The organism is Chryseobacterium sp. 3008163 (genome assembly GCF_003669035.1).
Taxonomy (GTDB): domain Bacteria; phylum Bacteroidota; class Bacteroidia; order Flavobacteriales; family Weeksellaceae; genus Chryseobacterium.
Map to the genome: position 1 here is coordinate 2638594 of NZ_CP033070.1, position 16476 is coordinate 2655069.

A 16476-nucleotide genomic window follows, 5' to 3' on the forward strand; every position below is an offset into this window, starting at 1 on the left:
ACATTTTTTTAATTGAAAATTATTTACAGCATAGTTAATTTTATAAATGTCAAAAAGATTGTTTTGATAGTAAGATAATTAGAAAAATATTCTTATATTTGCACCTCGAATTAACTAAAAATTTATAGACAATGTTTGCAATTGTAGAAATAGCAGGGCTTCAATATAAAGTTGAGCAAGACCAGAAGTTGTTTGTGAACCGTTTGAAAGGAGATAAAGGAGGAAAAGTATCTTTCGATAAAATTCTTCTTACTGTAAACGGAGCAATCACTGTAGGCGCCCCAGCTGTAAGCGGTATCACTGTAGAGGCAGAGATCCTTGACCACGTAAAAGCTGATAAAGTAATCATCTTCAAAAGAAAAGAAGAAAAGGTTATGAAGTTAAAAATGGTCACAGACAATCTTTAACTCAGATCAAAATCACTGGTATTACAGGATTTGACAGTAAAAAAGCAGAGAAGCCTGCTAAAAAAACAACTAAAAAAGCTGACGCTGAAAGCGCAGAATAATTGTTAAACCAAAAAACCTTAAAATAAAATGGCACACAAGAAAGGAGTTGGTAGTTCCAAAAACGGTAGAGAATCTCATTCTAAAAGATTAGGTGTGAAGATTTTCGGAGGACAAGACGCTATTGCTGGTAACATTATTATCAGACAAAGAGGTACTCAGCACCACCCAGGTAACAATGTGGGTATGGGTAAAGATCACACTTTGCACGCACTTGTTGACGGTAAAGTAGTTTTCAGAAAGAAAGCAAACAACAGATCTTACGTATCTATTGAGCCAAACGCATAATTAATAAGCGTTTTATAAAAATAAAATCCTCAGCATTTTTGTTGAGGATTTTTTGTTATTATTTATTTTTTAATAAATTTTTGAGAATTGAGTATTCCTTCTGTATTCTTTATTTGAATAATATAAGTTCCTGTAGGTAATTGATGAACAGGAATTTTCACTTCATTATTGTCTTCTTTAATTTGATTCATTCGTTTTCCTGCTAAATCAAATATTAACACTTCTGAAATTCTTTTTTCTGATTTGATATTAATAAAATCAGATGTTGGATTCGGATATACTTTGAATGTGTTCTTCTTCTTGTCAAACTCTGAAGTTGATAGTATTCCACTTTTTACTAAAACATCATCAACATTAATTGAGCATCCATACCAAGCAACGCCTTCCAATGCAATTTGATAAGTTGCTGAGGGCGAAGGTAATGTTAATGTGCCGGAATTAGTCCAATCGCTGATGCTACTGTTGAAAGTTGTAATTAATGTCCAAGTTCCGGTAGTTGAGGTTCTGTAATAAACTTTAAGTTCATTTTGATCGCCACCCCAATCTTTGTTTCGGTAATAGAATTCTAATGTAGGACTGTTTACAGAAGATAAATTTAAAATAGGGCTTACATACTTCGTTGCATCTCCGTCAAATGAGTCTATGTCAAACTCTGCCATTAGATCTCCTTGATGCGCACCCGTTGTATAACCATAATATGCAGTGGCAACATTACTCCATTCCTGTGTTCCTGATTCATAAATTTTTGTCCATGCCGCTGCTGTTGTAGAGCTGGTTTCAAAGGTTTCTGTCCAAGGAAATGTTGTGATTTGAGCATTAAGAGATACTCCTAATAAAACAAAGGGAATAAATAGTTTTTTCATGATAATTAATTTAAAGTTTTATCGAATATACATAATTAAAACGAAAAACATCAATTATTAACAGAGTTAAGGTTCTGGAAATCAAACGAAAACCTGTAAAAAACTCTGAGCAAAAGTTTTGCCCAGAGTTTTTATTATCTATATCCTTTTAGACTAGACTTTCAGAACCAGTCATATTTTTTAAAAACCAAACTGGAAACCAGCCTTAATTCCAAACTTAGAAGCATCCGGACGGTCAAGGTAATTTCCTCTCCAGTTGAAATCTACACGGAAGATTCTGATGTTTCCAAAACCGATGTTTTCAATACCAAAACCGTATTCGTAATAAACTTGCTGATCCGGTGCGGAATATTTTAAATTTTCAACATTGATGTTTTTTGACGCGTCGCTCAAAGATCCGTAAGCGCCTCTGATGAATGCAACTTCTCTCAGCTTCAGTTTCTTGATTAAAGGGATAAATGAAAGAATTTTACCGTTAAAATGATGTTCGATGTGAAGGGTAGAATAAGTATCGGCAACAAATTCATAATAATTTAACTGAGCAAAAGTATTTGGAACAATTCCGTACGACTGGTTTCCCGGAATAATGTTTTGCAATGCCAAAGGAACGGTATCAAAGTTTTTTCCTGCTTCAAAATTCAGCAATGTTTTTCCCCAACTTCCCAGAAGTACAGGTTTGTAAAACATAAACTGCAATTTATTATAATTGAAATCGGCATTAAATAATCCATCAATACCTCTCGTATATTTTAAAACAATCGTCGGTGCCAAAGTTCCATGTTCGTAACGGTCGACTCCGGTTTGAGAAAACGTAGCGCCTGGTCTTGCAATTAAACTAACAGTAACGTGCGAATCAATCGTTGTTTTCCTCAATACACCATTTCTGTAATACATCAAACTAAAACCTGATGGATTGGCAGATTTAATGCTTTGCATCGTTCCGTCAACTCGTATCTGAAAGTTTTTCCAAGGCTCAATAGACGTGAAAAAACTCGTTTGGTTAACCGAACTTAAAGAAGCGTTTTCTCCTCTCGCGAAAACGGTTGAAGAAGCGAAAGAACGCGATAAAATTCCGTCTTCTGTCGTTAGCTGTACTCCAAGTTGGGTAATGTCTCTTTTGGTCCCGCCTCCTATCATAAAACGGTTGACTCTGTTGAACATATATCGTCCTTCCACACCGTATTTGAATTGCTGATCTTTAAAGCCATAGGCGTTGTAAAATTCAATTCTCCAAGGATCGTTCTGTCCAAAGTAGGTTCTTGCTCCTAATCTTATTCTGTCACCTTCCACATCATTTTTCCCGTAAACAGAGGTGATGGGACCTAAATCGATGCCTTTTGTAACGTTATAATATCTTGAAGCTAATGTTTCTGTAAGCTTTAAAATTCTGTTGAATTTAGGCGTTTGTTGCAGCTTGTCCAGCATTTCATAAACTCCTTTTTCTTGTTTTGAAAGTGAATCGGGTCTTGCTTTTACCCAAAAAGCATCATCTTTATCCACAAAATGGTCATCATACTCTTCTTTTCTTCTTGTGAAAATAGTGTCTGCTAAAGGTTTATTAAAATCATATTCAGAATAGTCTACAGAACGCTTGGCAATAATGCTTTTGGCACTTTTCTTTTTTGAGAAAGGTGTCATTTCAATTTCGGTGACGTATTTTTTAGGTAAAAATGTTTCATCATCAGGATTGTCGTATTCCAGTTCTGTTGAAATGGAATTGATGAAATTGACATTGATTTTATTGGTCGACTTTAAGCTAGCTTCTAAAACCGCATAAGAATCGGTGTCAATATAAAGGTATCCCTGAAAAGCCAAAACCTCAGTTCTTCTCGGCTGATAACGTATTTTGTAGGCTTGTTCTCCACGAATGGAAACTGTGTCAGTCAAGTTGTAATCATACGTGCTAAAACCATCCGTCCCCACCGGACTTGGAAATCCAATGTCAAAATAATTTAAAGTATTATCGTAAATATTGATGTCACGATAAAGATTTTTAGCGGTAATCGCAATCACCTGATTATCCTGAAATCCGGATGTTTTTTGAGCAACTAAAAGTTTTTTTGTTTTCTTGTTCGGTTTGTTTTCTCCGAAATGGTTGTAGATAGATTCATTTAAGAAAATAGGCAACGCCATTTTTCCTCTTGCTGTAGAATCGGCGTAATCAAAGATAAAATCTAATTTGTTGAAGATTTTTCTATGCATGAAAGCACTGTCAAGATTGTTGGCGTCAAACTGAATCTTCTCATATTCTTTGTAAGTGTAAGTGTCAAATTTATCAAGACCGTTGTTTCTCTTGCGTTTCCAGACTTCCTGCATGATTCGGTATGCGGGATTTTCTTTCTTATTCTTAAATTTTGTTTTCTCGTTGTGGATAACAACTTCTTCGATGCTGCTTACTTTTTCAGAAGATAATTTAATGATCAGATTGCTGTTTTTGTCTGCAGTAATATCTACACTTTCTAAAGCATAGTTTTTTTTCTGAAATTTAAGTTTGTAAATAATGCTGTCAGATTTCACGCTGAAGCTTCCTGAAGTAGTAGTAAGAATGGGAGTATTGCTGTCGTTGATAAAGATTTCAACTGCGCTAATCTCTTTGTTGTTTTTGTTATCTACAATCTTTCCGTTTGCTGTGTTTTGAGCATGAAAAAGACTGGTTATAAAAAGGGAAATATAAAGGAAACCGTATTTAAATTGATTGGTTGACATCATTCGTATCTTCAAGCATTTAGCTAAACAAAAATTGTGCTGTTTATGATTAAAATTTAAAAGTTTTTTTAAAGACTTTTGGGTTTATTTACCAAAATGCAAATGTAATGAAAATAAACCTATGAATATTGCGTCTACACAACCCTGGAGGTTGATATTTGATAAATAATGTAAAGTACGATTATGGAAAAGTATAAAATCAAAAAAGACCTACAATAATGTAAGTCTTTTTTGCTCCTCCTCTTGGGCTCGAACCAAGAACCCTCTGATTAATCCCGAAGCTTCGGGACTCTCACCAACTGAGCTAAAATACCCGAGAATTGTGAGTTTTCGTCACAAAGCATTTCTATAAATTTTCTGGATTTTTGCTTTTTAATAAACCTTTCAATCTGTATTGCAAGATTTTTATCTATTGAAACCTCAAAAAGTGCCGCCATTTTCCAAGGACGAAATTTTCTGGTAAATGTGTTGAAATCTTCCTGCTGGTTATGTTTCAAAAGTCTTTCCTTCGGAGATTGCGTATATCCGGCATAGAATTTATCAGCAGTTTCTGAGAACAAAATATAAATATAATACATAACAAAAAAGACTTACAGTAATGTAAGTCTTTTTGCTCCTCCTCTTGGGCTCGAACCAAGGACCCTCTGATTAACAGTCAGATGCTCTAACCAACTGAGCTAAGGAGGAATGTTCCTCTTTTAGAGTGGTGCAAATATAATATGAAAAATAATATCAAGCAAATATTTTTTGGTTAAAATTACCCGAAAAGTGCTATCAGATTATTTTTCAGGAATTTAAATTTTAAAATAAATGGAAACACGAAAGTATTAAAATCAAAAAAGACCTACATTGCTGTAAGTCTTTTTTGCTCCTCCTCTTGGGCTCGAACCAAGGACCCTCTGATTAACAGTCAGATGCTCTAACCAACTGAGCTAAGGAGGAATGTCCCTATTTTTAGGTGGTGCAAATATAGGACTGATATTTAAACCACGCAAGTTTTTTAATTAATTTTTTAAATAAAATTAAAATTTATTGGTAATGATTTTAAAGATGTCTGCTCCGAAAATCAGTAACATTAATCCTAACAAGAAGATAACACCAACCATCTGCGCATTTTCTAGTATCTTTTGCGGTACTGGTTTTCCAACAATCATCTCATATAATGTGAAAATAACATGTCCGCCATCCAATCCAGGGATAGGAATTAAGTTTAAGAACGCCAACCAAACAGAAAACATTGCTGTAAAACTCCAGAAAGCCGTCCAGTCGATAGAAACACTTCCGTCTTGAGCTTTGTCAACGGGCATGTTTTTGATGATTGCTAAGGGTCCGCCAACTTTTTTGTAACCCTGAACTTTTTTGTTAAAGATTAATTTAAATTGTTTTACCTGATATGTTAAGCTTTCAATACTTCTTGTAAAGCCTCTTCCGATTGATTGCCCGAAAGTGAAATGTTTCGTTTCATAGAATTTTTGTAGCTGCTTATAAGAAGCCAATCCTAGCGTTCCTTCTTTTGATACTGATAAAACAAGCGGCTGAACTGCTCCGTTTCTCATTACATCTACTTTAAGGTTTTTTCCTGCGCTGTTTCTTACTGTAGTTTGGAATTCGTCATAATAAGAAATTTTCTTTCCGTCTACAGAAACAACTTGATCACCAAGTTTCAAACCAGCTTGCGCTGTTTTAGGGTTGTAGATAGAATCGATAATTGCAGGGAATCTTGGAGTAAGAAATGCTTTAGGATTTTCGTCTCTGAAAGCCATTGCTTTACCGTCGTCGTTGGTTGGGAAAGTAACTTCTTTTCCGTTTCTTAAAACCGTGATTTCGTCGCTCAATAGAACGTCTAAAGCCAATTTATCAAGATTATTCTGAGTTTTTCCGTCTACTTTTAAGATTTTATCTCCATCCTGAAAACCCATTCCTTTTGCAACGCTCGTGTAATTCATCGGAGCATCAACTTTCGCAGTGTCAAAAGATGTTTCACCGTTGAAAAAAGAAAGACATCCGTAGATAATCCAAGCTAAAAAGAAGTTTACTGTAACTCCTCCAAGCATGATGATTAATCTCTGCCAAGCCGGTTTTGCTCTGAATTCCCAAGGCTGTGCAGGTTGCTTCAGTTGCTCTGTGTCCATACTTTCGTCAACCATTCCGGCGATTTTCACATAACCTCCGAAAGGAAGCCATCCGATACCGTATTCGGTTTCACCAATTTTCTTTTTTGCTAAAGAAAACCACGGATCGAAGAATAGATAAAATTTTTCTACTTTGGTTTTGAAATATTTGGCGGGTAAGAAATGCCCAAGTTCGTGAAGAATTACTAAGATAGATATGCTTAATATAAATTGAAAGATCTTAATTGCTAATTCCATTAATTGTTTTTAGATTTTAATTTGCAAAGGTAACAATTATCAAAAGGATGTCAAACAAAAAAGCTCCTCGAAATGAGAAGCTTTGTCATATATTCTGCCACTGTTTTAGAAATTGAAAGAAACACCAAGGCTTCCGTTGTTTCCCACTTCTGCGAAAACTCCGAATTTATCTGTGAAGAAATATCTTGCTCCAATGTGCGCTCCGATTCCGAAGTCTCTGCCAAGAACTCCCAAGTCAACGCCGGGATAAATATCCAATTGCTCCGGTAAATCCAAAGCTTCTTTCAAGTGGAAATTTACTCTCCCGAAAATAAAAACTCTGTTGTCTTCATTATTGTCTTTATAACCGTCAAAATAAGCATTGGCTCCAGCTCCAACGGATATAAGTTGATTCAAACCATAATCATAAGTGGCGGCAATCCCTGTTCCGTACCCCCAAGCATTTAAGCCTAAATTTACTTTCTGATCTCCTTTCCCCGTGTAGGCTTGTGCGCTCACTGTTGCTCCCGTAAGAACCAGCATCAGCATAAAAACCAATTTCTTCATAGATTTATTTTTAAATTATTACTAATGACAATTTGTAGCAAATATAAAACCGAAACGAATTAAAAGCTGTAATTTTATACAAATTTTGAAATAGAAACATGGAAATTGTAGGATTAAATCAGGATATTGTCTGGAAAAATAAAGATGAAAACTTTAAATTAATTGAAAATCAGCTTCAAAATCAGGATGCAGATTTGTTTCTTCTACCCGAAATGTTTTCTACGGGTTTTTGTATGGATGCTGCTGAAGTTTCAGATAAAAATGAAGAAGCTCTGGAGTTTTTAAAGAAGGTTTCAAAAGAGAAAAATACAGCTTTTGCCGGAAGTGCTTCAGTGGAAGTAGAAGGTAAGTTTTATAATAGGATGTATTTTGTAAAGCCAGAAGGCGAAGTCACTTTTTACGATAAAAGACATTTGTTTTCATTCTCGGGAGAAGATGAAATTTATACACCAGGAAAAGAAAGAGTCATTGTAGAATATCTTGGAATACGTTTTCTGTTGCAGGTCTGCTATGATTTGAGGTTTCCTGTTTTTGCAAGAAACAATGATGATTACGATGCGATTTTATACGTTGCCAACTGGCCTGAAAAAAGAGTTGGAGCTTGGGAGCATTTATTAAAAGCGAGAGCAATTGAGAATTTATCGTATGTTTTTGGTTTAAACAGAATTGGGACAGATGGAAATGATTTGTTTTATCAGGAAAGTTCGCACTGCTTTTTTGCCGATGGAAAGGAAATTGCTGAGAAAAAAGGAAATTTGGTTTCAGCAGAATTAAATTTGGAAGAATTAAAGAATTTTAGAAATCATTTTCAGTTTTTGAATGACCGGGATGATTTTGAGATTACTGATTAGCATTATCTATATGTAGAAAATTTAAACATAGAACTCTCATCTAGCTATTCTAAGGTTGATTGGGTTTTAAGAATATCATATGTTTAATTATATTAGGGATAGTTAATTCGTTGCATTTTATAAGTATTGTTGATTATTTTAAATAATATATTTCTTTTTAGTTGAAATGTTATAATTTTTTATATTTTTAAATTCTAATAACATAAACTCTATGACTAAAAAATTATTCTTGCTTATCTTTTGTCTATTCAGCTTTGTTTTAAATGCACAAAAAGATAGTCGTTATGATGAAAATGATATTGCTGAATTCCAATTGGAAGATGGGTCATCGTTTAAAGCTTATATTATTGGCACTGTTACGAACACACTTAATGTCGGTCAGATCATTATTCATAACAGAATTTCTGGATTTAAATACGCGACTTTAGATGATCAAAAGAAAAAGGAAATAAGCGCGAAAGATGTGAAAAAAGTGATTTACTATAATGGTGGTGAAGTTTCACAGATTCAGGAAAAAATCAAAGTAAAAACGGTTGATAAAGACGCAAGTCTTTCAAATGAAACAGCTGAAACGTTTGAATATCTGTTGTATGATGGTAAAATTAAACTCTACAGTTCTAATGTTTTCGAGTGTCTTGATCTGACCAATTGTTATTACACCCATTCAAATTTTTATATTAAAAAACCGGATGGTGCTTTTACGGTGTTGGCAGTAAAGACTAAAAGCCAGTTTAATACTAAAATGGGGTCATCTATTGAAAAAATTGTTCCTGCATTCAGAGCGGTGGGAGGAAATTGCAGTTCTTTTAGTAAGTATCTTGATGATTTCGATAAAAATATGATGAAGGACAAACAGCTGGACAAAACTTTACAAAAAGAATATCAGGAAATTTATAAAACAACCCTGAAGGAAGTGAAAAATGACAGGGAGCAACTTAGAAAGTTATTCCATATTGTGGCAGATAAGGTGCAAAGCCGACAAGCTGAAATTTATTTGGGACTCATCAAAGAATATGAGAAAAACTGTCCTTAAAAAAGTTGGATTTACTAACTGATACAAGAAATTCCCGTAAATTTTATATATTTTTATATTTAACCTTAGCCTGAACCTAAATATATTGCTCTAAAAGCTGCGTCAAACGATTCACATCGTGCACGCCACTTTCTTTATACAGCAATTCTCCTTTTTTGAAGACTGCCAAAGTTGGAACGCCACGCACGCCATACTGAGAAGCAATTGCAGGATATTGATCAATATCTATCTTTACAATTCTTGCACCTTCACCTACTTTTTCTTTAACAGTCGTTAAAACCGATGACTGCACTTTGCAAGGCTGACACCATGTTGCGAAAAAATCGATCAATACGGGTCTTTCTGATTCTATAAGTTCCTGAAATTTTTGTGACATAATGATTTAATTTAATCTTTTACTTTAAATTTTGAATGGCTTTAATATTATCTAAAGTCTTGCCATCATACACTTCGACGCCGTTCTTTTTTAACATTTCTACGGCTTCGTCTGCCTGAATTCCTTTATTGCAAAAGACCACAACCTTTTTACCTTTGAGAGATTCTGCTTTGTTCTGAATTTCCGCTAAAGGAATATTTATGGCGTCTTTTGCAGTTCCTTCTGCATACTGCTCCGGAATTCTTACGTCAACCAAAATGGTCTCAGAATTTTTCACCAATTCTTTAATATCAGTTTTGTGTACATTTTGTTGTACAGATGCGGTTTTGCAGGCATTCAGTGAAAAAAATGCAACAAGAATAATTCCAAATAAAAATGTTTTCATTTAAAGCGTTTTAGACTGACAAACAAAATCCGAAGTCGGCAATTTTTCTGTTTTTTTAATTCCGTTGAAACCACCTTCGATTTCGGTGAAATTTCTGATTCCGTGAGAGTTAAGGATGCTTGCTGCAATCATGCTTCTATAACCTCCAGCGCAATGCAAGAAGAAATGTTCAGAATCATCGATTGTAGAAACCCAATCGCTGATGTTGTCTAATGGCTTGCTGTAAGCATTGTCAATATGTTCAGCAGAATATTCTCCGATCTTTCTTACGTCGATGACTTTTGAATTTTCATTAAATTTTTCTGCAAATTCAATAGGAGAAATTCTTTTTACTTCATCAATTTCTTTAGTAGAATTTTTCCACGAGGTGAAACCACCTTTTAAATATCCTAAAACATTATCAAAACCAACTCTGCTTAATCTCGTAATCACTTCCTCTTCGGTTCCTTCGTCTGCAACTAAAAGCAAAGGATGTTTTACATCAACAATTAAACTTCCAACCCATGGTGCGAAATCTCCTTTCAAACCAATGTTAATAGAGTTTGGGATAAATCCTTTGTGGAATTCCCCGGCACCTCTTGTATCTAAAATTAAAGCTCCGGTTTCTTCGGCAAAACTTTCAAAATCTTCTACAGAAATTGGGTTTAAGCCTTTTGTCATTACATCGTCAAGGCTGTCGTAACCACCTTTGTTCATCGCAACATTCATCCCAAAATATTTCGGTGGAGCCGTCAGACCGTCAAGAACTTCTTTGATAAATGACTCTTTATCTGGTTGATTCAGAGCGTAATTGGTTTTTCTTTGATTTCCTAAAATATCCACAGTTTCTTTCTGCATATTTTTTCCGCAAGCTGATCCTGCACCATGAGCCGGATAAACCGTGATGCTATCGTCCAAAGGCAAAATTTTACTGTGAAGACTTTCGTACAAAATTCCGGCGAGATCTTCCTGCGTCATGCTTCCTGCTTTTTGAGCAAGATCTGGACGTCCTACATCACCTAAAAATAAAGTGTCACCTGTGAAAATTGCAGTTTCAACACCGTTTTCGTCAATCAGAAGGTAAGTTGTACTTTCCATGGTGTGACCGGGAGTGTGAAGTGCTTTTATTTTGATATTTCCGATTTCGAAAATCTGATTGTCTTCAGCAATGATTGCGTCAAAATCTGGTTCTGCAGTCGGTCCGTAAACAATCGGTGCATCTGTTTTTTTACTTAAATCTAAATGTCCGGAAACAAAATCTGCATGAAAATGGGTTTCAAATATATATTTTAAGGTAACGTTGTCTTTTTCAAGGCGGTCAAGATAAGGTTTTACTTCTCTCAGCGGGTCTATAATTGCGGATTCATTTTCTGATACGATATAGTATGCGCCTTGTGCTAAACAGCCTGTATATATTTGTTCAATTTTCATTGAGTCTTATTTAAATATTATGATTATACAAAGTAATGAATTAATTATAAAGAAATGATAATTCTGATTGATAGTTTCTTTCAATATTACAATTTTCATATTTTCAATCTATGTGAAAGGGATTAAATATCAGACAGAAACAATATTTGAGAAGTGGATAAAATAGGTAGACTGTTTTATATCATATTCAACAATATTCAACAATATTCAATTTTAATTTAGTTTACTAAGAAATTCACAAAATTGAAACTCGAGATTTTATAAAAATAATTACCTTTAAGAGTTAAAAAATATCAAATGGCAGACAAAACAAAATTTATTGACGAACTTTCGACAAGATATACTCCTAAAGGAGAACATATAATTCTGGGAAAAGGAATGCTGGAAGGAGATGTTGTCACAGAGGTCAACGTTACTATTCCTTTAAAAACCATTAACCGTCATGGTCTGATTGCCGGAGCCACCGGAACAGGAAAAACAAAAACACTTCAGGTTTTCGCTGAGCAGCTTTCTCATGCGGGAATTCCGTCTTTGGTTTTAGATATTAAAGGTGATTTTTCAGGAATTGCTGAGTCCGGACAAATGAATTCTATTATTGAGGAGCGATATGCAAAAACTCAACTTCCTTACAATCCACAGGCTTTTCCGGTTGAATTGATGAGTATTTCGGGTGGAAAAGGTGTGAAATTGCGTGCAACCGTTACAGAATTTGGTCCTGTTTTATTAAGTAAAATTTTAGAACTCAATGATACGCAGCAAAGTATCATGTCTATTGTTTTCAAATACTGCGACGACAAAGGTTTGCCTTTAATTAATTTAAATGATTTAAAGAAAGTCCTGCAATATGTGACGGATAACCCTCAAGGTAAAGCTGAATTATCAGCCAATTACGGATCGATCGCATCCGCTTCTTTGGGAACTATTTTAAGATCAATCGTTGCATTAGAACAACAAGGTGCTACAGATTTCTTTGGAGAGTTAAGTTTTGATGTTCACGATTTGCTTGAAACGAGAGATGGGAAAGGTGTTGTCAATATTTTAAGAGTTGCTGATATTCAGAATAAACCGCAGCTGTTTTCAACATTTATGCTTTCGCTTTTTGCTGAAATTTACATGACGTTTCCGGAAGAAGGCGACAGCGGAAAACCAAAATTGGTTCTTTTCATCGATGAAGCACACTTAATCTTTGACGAAGCTTCAAAAGCTTTGGCTTCTCAGATCGAAACAATGGTAAAATTGATTCGTTCGAAAGGAGTTGGGATTTATTTCATTACTCAAATTCCTGGTGACGTTCCAGAAAATGTGCTTTCTCAATTAGGTTTAAAAATCCAGCATGCGCTGAGAGGTTTTACCGCAAAAGATAAAAAAGAAATTTCTAAAGCCGTAGAAAATTATCCTACAACCGAGTTTTACAACGCTTCTGAGTTAATTCAGAATTTAGGAATTGGAGAAGCCTTTATCACTGCTTTGGACGAAAAAGGAATTCCAACGCCCTTGGTTCATACTTATTTAATTTCTCCAGAATCCAGAATGGATGTTTTGAATGATTCAGAAGTTTCAGAATTAATTTCAAAGTCTGCATTGGTTTCAAAATACGAAAAACCAGTTGACAGTGAGTCTGCGTACGAGATTTTAGTTAATAGGATGGAACAAGCGGTAGAAAATTCAGCTCCTACACAAAAAACTAAACCAGTAAAAGAAGAACCGGGAATGTTTGAGCAGGTTCTAAAAAGCAGAGCCGGTAGAACTTTTGCCAATACTTTGATGCGAGAAGGTGCAAAAGCGATTTTGGGAATGTTCGGTTTAGGCGGAAGAAAAAGATAGACGTCTATCTTTTGCAGTTTTTAACGTATTTTGATTATTTTAGCAGAATTCCATAGGTGCTGAGATTTTTAGGGTTCAGTTTTTGATAGAAATTCTAAGTTAGATAAGAAATAAATGTATTCGATTATAGATATAGAAAGCAATGGTGCAGGGTTCAGGAAAGAATGCATTATCGATATCGCCATTTTTAGATATGATGGTCATAAAATTGTCGACCAATTTATTTCGCTTGTCAATCCTGAAAGTGATATTACTCCCTTTGTTCAGAAATTGACCAATATCAGTCCGAAAATGGTAAAAACCGCTCCGAAATTTCATGAATTGGCAAAAAGAGTCGTTGAAATTACAGAAGGCACAACTTTAGTAGGACACAACATCGATTTCGATTATAGAATGCTTCGCCAATCGTTTCAACGCCTTGGTTATGATTTTAAAATCAATACTTTAGATACAATTCCTTTAGCAAAAAAACTAATTCCTGATGAGGTAAGTTATTCATTGGGGAAATTGGTAAGATCGCTAGGAATTCCTTTAGTCAATGCACATCGTGCAGAAGGTGACGCAAGAGCAACTTTAGAATTGTTTAAATTGTTGGTTTCAAAAGATACCGAAAACGAGATTATTCAGGAGCAGCACGAAGAGACGAATGCTAAGACTTATATCAACAAAATCAAATTGTTAACTCAAGATTTGCCGAGCGAAAAAGGTTTTGTTTATTTCCAGAATGAATCTGGGAAGATTATTCTTTCCGAGTATGTTCAGGATATCAATAAGTTTTCAAAAAAGCTTTTCAATTCTAAATCGAAAAAATTTGAAGAAATTCAGCGTGATGTTGAGCAAATCAATTTTGAATTGACAGGAACTGATATCATTGCCAAGCTGATTTTAAATTCAAAAAATATCAAAAGAGAGAGTCTTTGCCTTTTGGTTTGTATTTTAGAAACAATAAATATGTTGCTGAAAAAAATACATTGAATAAAACTGAAAAGCCGATTCTGAAGTTTAAAGCTTTTACTCAAGGATCTAAAGCGGTTCAGTTTATCAGTAAAATCGATGAATATAAAGATGTTGAAGCTTTTAAAAGAAAATTGATTTCAGAAAAAGAAACGAACTTTGGTTGGGGAGTGGTAGAAAATTAGGTGAAAAATTATTTTTAATCATAGAAAACGGAAAAGCAGTTTCTTATGGTTTCTATGAATTATTTACCCAAATTCAGACTTTAAGTAAAATCTCAAAATTAAAAATCGATTTGCCTTTGCCAGCATCTGATCTTACCAATGATTTACAATTGGCTTTGCTGAAAGGTGATTTTGAGACTTTGCCATTACCGAAATAAGAGAACATTTTACAATCAGATGTATTTTTATTAAGAAGAAAATCCATTTCAAATTCAATTTCTCAAAATAAATAGTATTTTTGCAAAAGAATAAAAATAAGCAATGCAAAATTTTAAACAAAAACAAACCGGAAAAAAGGGAGCTGTAAAGTTTTCAAAGGTTTGGAATACCTAAAAGAGTTGTGTTGCATAAAAAATAATTATTGTGGCAGACTCTTTTCGAAGAATCTGCCTTTTTTTATGTAAAATTTAGAATATGAATCCAAAAGAATTATTAAAGATTGCCCAAGAATTTGGCACACCAGTGTATGTTTACGATGCTGAATCGATCAAAACTCAATACGAGAAACTTACATCTTCTTTTTAAAACACACCAAGTTCTTTTATGCTGCAAAGGCTTTAACGAACATCAATATTTTAAAATACATAAAGAACCTCGGCGCTTCTTTGGATTGCGTTTCGATTAGTGAAGTGAAATTAGGTTTAAAAGCCGGTTTTACTAAAGAAAAAATACTATTTACTCCCAATTGTGTTGACTTAGCTGAAATAGAAGAAGCAATGATGCACGGTGTTCATATTAACATCGATAATATCTCAATTCTTGAGCAATTCGGGAACAAATACGGAAATACATATCCTATTTTTGTAAGAATCAATCCACATATTTATGCTGGCGGAAACCATAAAATTTCCACAGGACATATCGATTCAAAATTTGGAATTTCTATTCACCAAATGCGTCACATTGAAAGAGTGATGAAAAGTACCAATCTTAATGTTGAAGGGCTTCACATGCATACAGGAAGCGAAATTAAAGATCCTGAAGTATTTTTGCAGGCTCTTGAAATTATGCTTGAATTATCTGAACATTTCCCGAATTTGAAATATCTGGATATGGGAAGCGGTTTCAAAATTCCTTATCAGGAAAGCGATATGGAAACTGATGTGAAAGCTTTAGGTAAAAAAGTTGAAAAAGCTATCTCAGATTTTTCTAAGGAGACCGGTAAGAAATTTGAACTTTGGTTTGAACCAGGGAAATTTCTTGTTGGAAAATGTGGATATTTATTGGTAAAAGCGAATGTCATCAAGCAAACAACAGCTACGGTTTTTGTAGGAGTTAATTCAGGATTCAATCATTTGATCCGTCCGATGTTCTACGATTCTTACCATACCATTGAAAATTTGTCAAACCCAAAAGGTGCAGAAAGAATTTATACTGTTGTAGGAAATATTTGTGAAACAGATACTTTCGCTTGGGACAGAAAACTGAATGAAGTAAGAGAAGGCGATGTTTTGGCTTTCCACACGGCGGGTGCTTACGGTTTTGAGATGAGTACAAATTTCAATTCAAGATTAAAACCTGCTGAAGTTCTTTTCTTAGACGGAAAGGCACATTTGATCAGAAAAAGAGACGAATTTGAAGATCTTTTGAGGAATCAGATTGAAGTTTTGTAAATTTCACTAAAAGGTGTATCTTTAAAATACCGAAAAATTACATCATGAAAAAATTACTTTCAGTTTTGGCTATTGCTGTTTTTACATTTTCTTTTTCTCAAACCAACGTCAGCGTAAAGTCTGATAAACAACAATTGGAAAAAGTGTATAACGGAGGTCAGGCAAAATTCAATAAAGATTTGCAAAATAATTTAGGACATACTGCAAATGTTTTTCAGGCGCTTGGAGATTTTAAATTAAATTTCAGTATTGATAAAGACGGAAAAATTTCTGATATCAAACTTTTCCCGCAACTCTTTGATCAGGCATTTGAAAGAGAAGTGAAAAGAGATGTATTGCGAATGAAAAAACATTTTGCCAATAATACCAATCAGAAAATTTCTGTTGCTCTGAATTTTTCCAGAGACTACATAGATTCCGGAAATAATGGTGCTCTATTGACGAATGACAATTACGCAACGTCTCAACAAAGCTTTTGCTCTACAAAATAACTTAAATTAAATAAAAATCATACTCCGCAAGACATTG

Annotated in this window: 13 protein-coding genes, 2 tRNA genes and 3 pseudogenes; 8 read left to right on the plus strand and 10 right to left on the minus strand. The window is 34.3% G+C overall.

Annotation, left to right across the window (positions count from 1 at the left end):
- Nucleotides 1-131 precede the first annotated feature (131 nt).
- Nucleotides 132-508: pseudogene (rplU, locus tag EAG08_RS12005) on the plus strand (50S ribosomal protein L21).
- Nucleotides 509-536: 28 nt separating this feature from the next.
- A complete protein-coding gene (gene rpmA / locus EAG08_RS12010) occupies nucleotides 537-794 on the plus strand; it encodes a 50S ribosomal protein L27 (RefSeq protein WP_129535640.1) in 258 nt (85 codons plus the stop codon).
- A 62-nt stretch (nucleotides 795-856) separates the two neighbouring features.
- On the opposite strand, the gene EAG08_RS12015 is transcribed toward rpmA, so the two are convergent.
- The 7 genes from EAG08_RS12015 to EAG08_RS12045 form a co-directional block, all read right to left on the minus strand.
- A complete protein-coding gene (locus EAG08_RS12015; protein WP_129535641.1) occupies nucleotides 857-1657 on the minus strand; it encodes a T9SS-dependent choice-of-anchor J family protein in 801 nt (266 codons plus the stop codon).
- 180 nt (nucleotides 1658-1837) lie between these two features.
- Nucleotides 1838-4366: a DUF5686 family protein gene (locus EAG08_RS12020; protein ID WP_228446543.1), complete on the minus strand. Its 2529-nt coding sequence runs from the start codon at nucleotides 4364-4366 to the stop codon at nucleotides 1838-1840.
- 266 nt (nucleotides 4367-4632) lie between these two features.
- Entirely contained in the window at nucleotides 4633-4941 is a 309-nt protein-coding gene (locus EAG08_RS12025) for a GIY-YIG nuclease family protein (RefSeq protein WP_228446544.1), read from the minus strand.
- Nucleotides 4942-4976: 35 nt separating this feature from the next.
- A tRNA-Asn gene (locus EAG08_RS12030) sits at nucleotides 4977-5050 on the minus strand.
- A 181-nt stretch (nucleotides 5051-5231) separates the two neighbouring features.
- A tRNA-Asn gene (locus EAG08_RS12035) sits at nucleotides 5232-5305 on the minus strand.
- An 80-nt stretch (nucleotides 5306-5385) separates the two neighbouring features.
- Complete coding sequence (gene rseP / locus EAG08_RS12040; protein ID WP_129535642.1) at nucleotides 5386-6732, minus strand: RIP metalloprotease RseP; 1347 nt, start codon at nucleotides 6730-6732, stop codon at nucleotides 5386-5388.
- 105 nt (nucleotides 6733-6837) lie between these two features.
- Nucleotides 6838-7278 (minus strand): DUF6646 family protein, encoded by a 441-nt coding sequence (locus EAG08_RS12045; RefSeq protein WP_129535643.1) that lies wholly within the window; start codon nucleotides 7276-7278, stop codon nucleotides 6838-6840.
- A gap of 98 nt (nucleotides 7279-7376) precedes the next feature.
- On the opposite strand from EAG08_RS12045, the gene EAG08_RS12050 reads away from it, so the two are divergent.
- Nucleotides 7377-8129, plus strand: a complete 753-nt coding sequence (locus EAG08_RS12050; protein ID WP_129535644.1) for an amidohydrolase — start codon at nucleotides 7377-7379, stop codon at nucleotides 8127-8129.
- Nucleotides 8130-8340: 211 nt separating this feature from the next.
- Entirely contained in the window at nucleotides 8341-9162 is an 822-nt protein-coding gene (locus tag EAG08_RS12055) for a hypothetical protein (protein WP_129535645.1), read from the plus strand.
- 76 nt (nucleotides 9163-9238) lie between these two features.
- Here the strand turns inward: EAG08_RS12055 and EAG08_RS12060 are convergent, their stop codons facing one another.
- From EAG08_RS12060 to EAG08_RS12070, 3 genes are read right to left on the minus strand one after another with little or no spacing between them, the layout of a single operon-like run.
- Entirely contained in the window at nucleotides 9239-9538 is a 300-nt protein-coding gene (locus EAG08_RS12060; RefSeq protein WP_129535646.1) for a thioredoxin family protein, read from the minus strand.
- Nucleotides 9539-9557: 19 nt separating this feature from the next.
- Nucleotides 9558-9923 (minus strand): rhodanese-like domain-containing protein, encoded by a 366-nt coding sequence (locus EAG08_RS12065; protein WP_129535647.1) that lies wholly within the window; start codon nucleotides 9921-9923, stop codon nucleotides 9558-9560.
- Nucleotides 9924-11333: an MBL fold metallo-hydrolase gene (locus tag EAG08_RS12070; protein WP_129535648.1), complete on the minus strand. Its 1410-nt coding sequence runs from the start codon at nucleotides 11331-11333 to the stop codon at nucleotides 9924-9926.
- 297 nt (nucleotides 11334-11630) lie between these two features.
- Between EAG08_RS12070 and EAG08_RS12075 the strand changes: the two genes are divergently transcribed.
- From EAG08_RS12075 to EAG08_RS12090, 4 genes and pseudogenes are all read left to right on the plus strand, one after another.
- Complete coding sequence (locus tag EAG08_RS12075) at nucleotides 11631-13157, plus strand: helicase HerA-like domain-containing protein (RefSeq protein ID WP_129535649.1); 1527 nt, start codon at nucleotides 11631-11633, stop codon at nucleotides 13155-13157.
- Nucleotides 13158-13271: 114 nt separating this feature from the next.
- Nucleotides 13272-14493 (plus strand): annotated as a pseudogene (locus EAG08_RS12080) (PolC-type DNA polymerase III).
- A 256-nt stretch (nucleotides 14494-14749) separates the two neighbouring features.
- Nucleotides 14750-15948 (plus strand): annotated as a pseudogene (gene lysA / locus EAG08_RS12085) (diaminopimelate decarboxylase).
- A 44-nt stretch (nucleotides 15949-15992) separates the two neighbouring features.
- Nucleotides 15993-16439 carry a hypothetical protein gene (locus EAG08_RS12090; RefSeq protein WP_129535650.1) on the plus strand — a complete coding sequence of 149 codons (447 nt, stop codon included), beginning with the start codon at nucleotides 15993-15995 and terminating at the stop codon, nucleotides 16437-16439.
- Nucleotides 16440-16476: the final 37 nt, after the last annotated feature.

Bases quoted from the DNA above. Each gene is read 5' to 3' on its own strand.
- EAG08_RS12060 (WP_129535646.1), bottom strand. From the start codon at position 9,538: ATGTCACAAAAATTTCAGGAACTTATAGAATCAGAAAGACCCGTATTG.
- EAG08_RS12025 (WP_228446544.1), bottom strand. From the start codon at position 4,941: ATGTATTATATTTATATTTTGTTCTCAGAAACTGCTGATAAATTCTAT.
- EAG08_RS12075 (WP_129535649.1), top strand. From the start codon at position 11,631: ATGGCAGACAAAACAAAATTTATTGACGAACTTTCGACAAGATATACT.
- EAG08_RS12090 (WP_129535650.1), top strand. From the start codon at position 15,993: ATGAAAAAATTACTTTCAGTTTTGGCTATTGCTGTTTTTACATTTTCT.
- rpmA (WP_129535640.1), top strand. From the start codon at position 537: ATGGCACACAAGAAAGGAGTTGGTAGTTCCAAAAACGGTAGAGAATCT.
- rseP (WP_129535642.1), bottom strand. From the start codon at position 6,732: ATGGAATTAGCAATTAAGATCTTTCAATTTATATTAAGCATATCTATC.
- EAG08_RS12020 (WP_228446543.1), bottom strand. From the start codon at position 4,366: ATGATGTCAACCAATCAATTTAAATACGGTTTCCTTTATATTTCCCTT.
- EAG08_RS12065 (WP_129535647.1), bottom strand. From the start codon at position 9,923: ATGAAAACATTTTTATTTGGAATTATTCTTGTTGCATTTTTTTCACTG.
- EAG08_RS12070 (WP_129535648.1), bottom strand. From the start codon at position 11,333: ATGAAAATTGAACAAATATATACAGGCTGTTTAGCACAAGGCGCATAC.
- EAG08_RS12055 (WP_129535645.1), top strand. From the start codon at position 8,341: ATGACTAAAAAATTATTCTTGCTTATCTTTTGTCTATTCAGCTTTGTT.
- EAG08_RS12050 (WP_129535644.1), top strand. From the start codon at position 7,377: ATGGAAATTGTAGGATTAAATCAGGATATTGTCTGGAAAAATAAAGAT.
- EAG08_RS12045 (WP_129535643.1), bottom strand. From the start codon at position 7,278: ATGAAGAAATTGGTTTTTATGCTGATGCTGGTTCTTACGGGAGCAACA.
- EAG08_RS12015 (WP_129535641.1), bottom strand. From the start codon at position 1,657: ATGAAAAAACTATTTATTCCCTTTGTTTTATTAGGAGTATCTCTTAAT.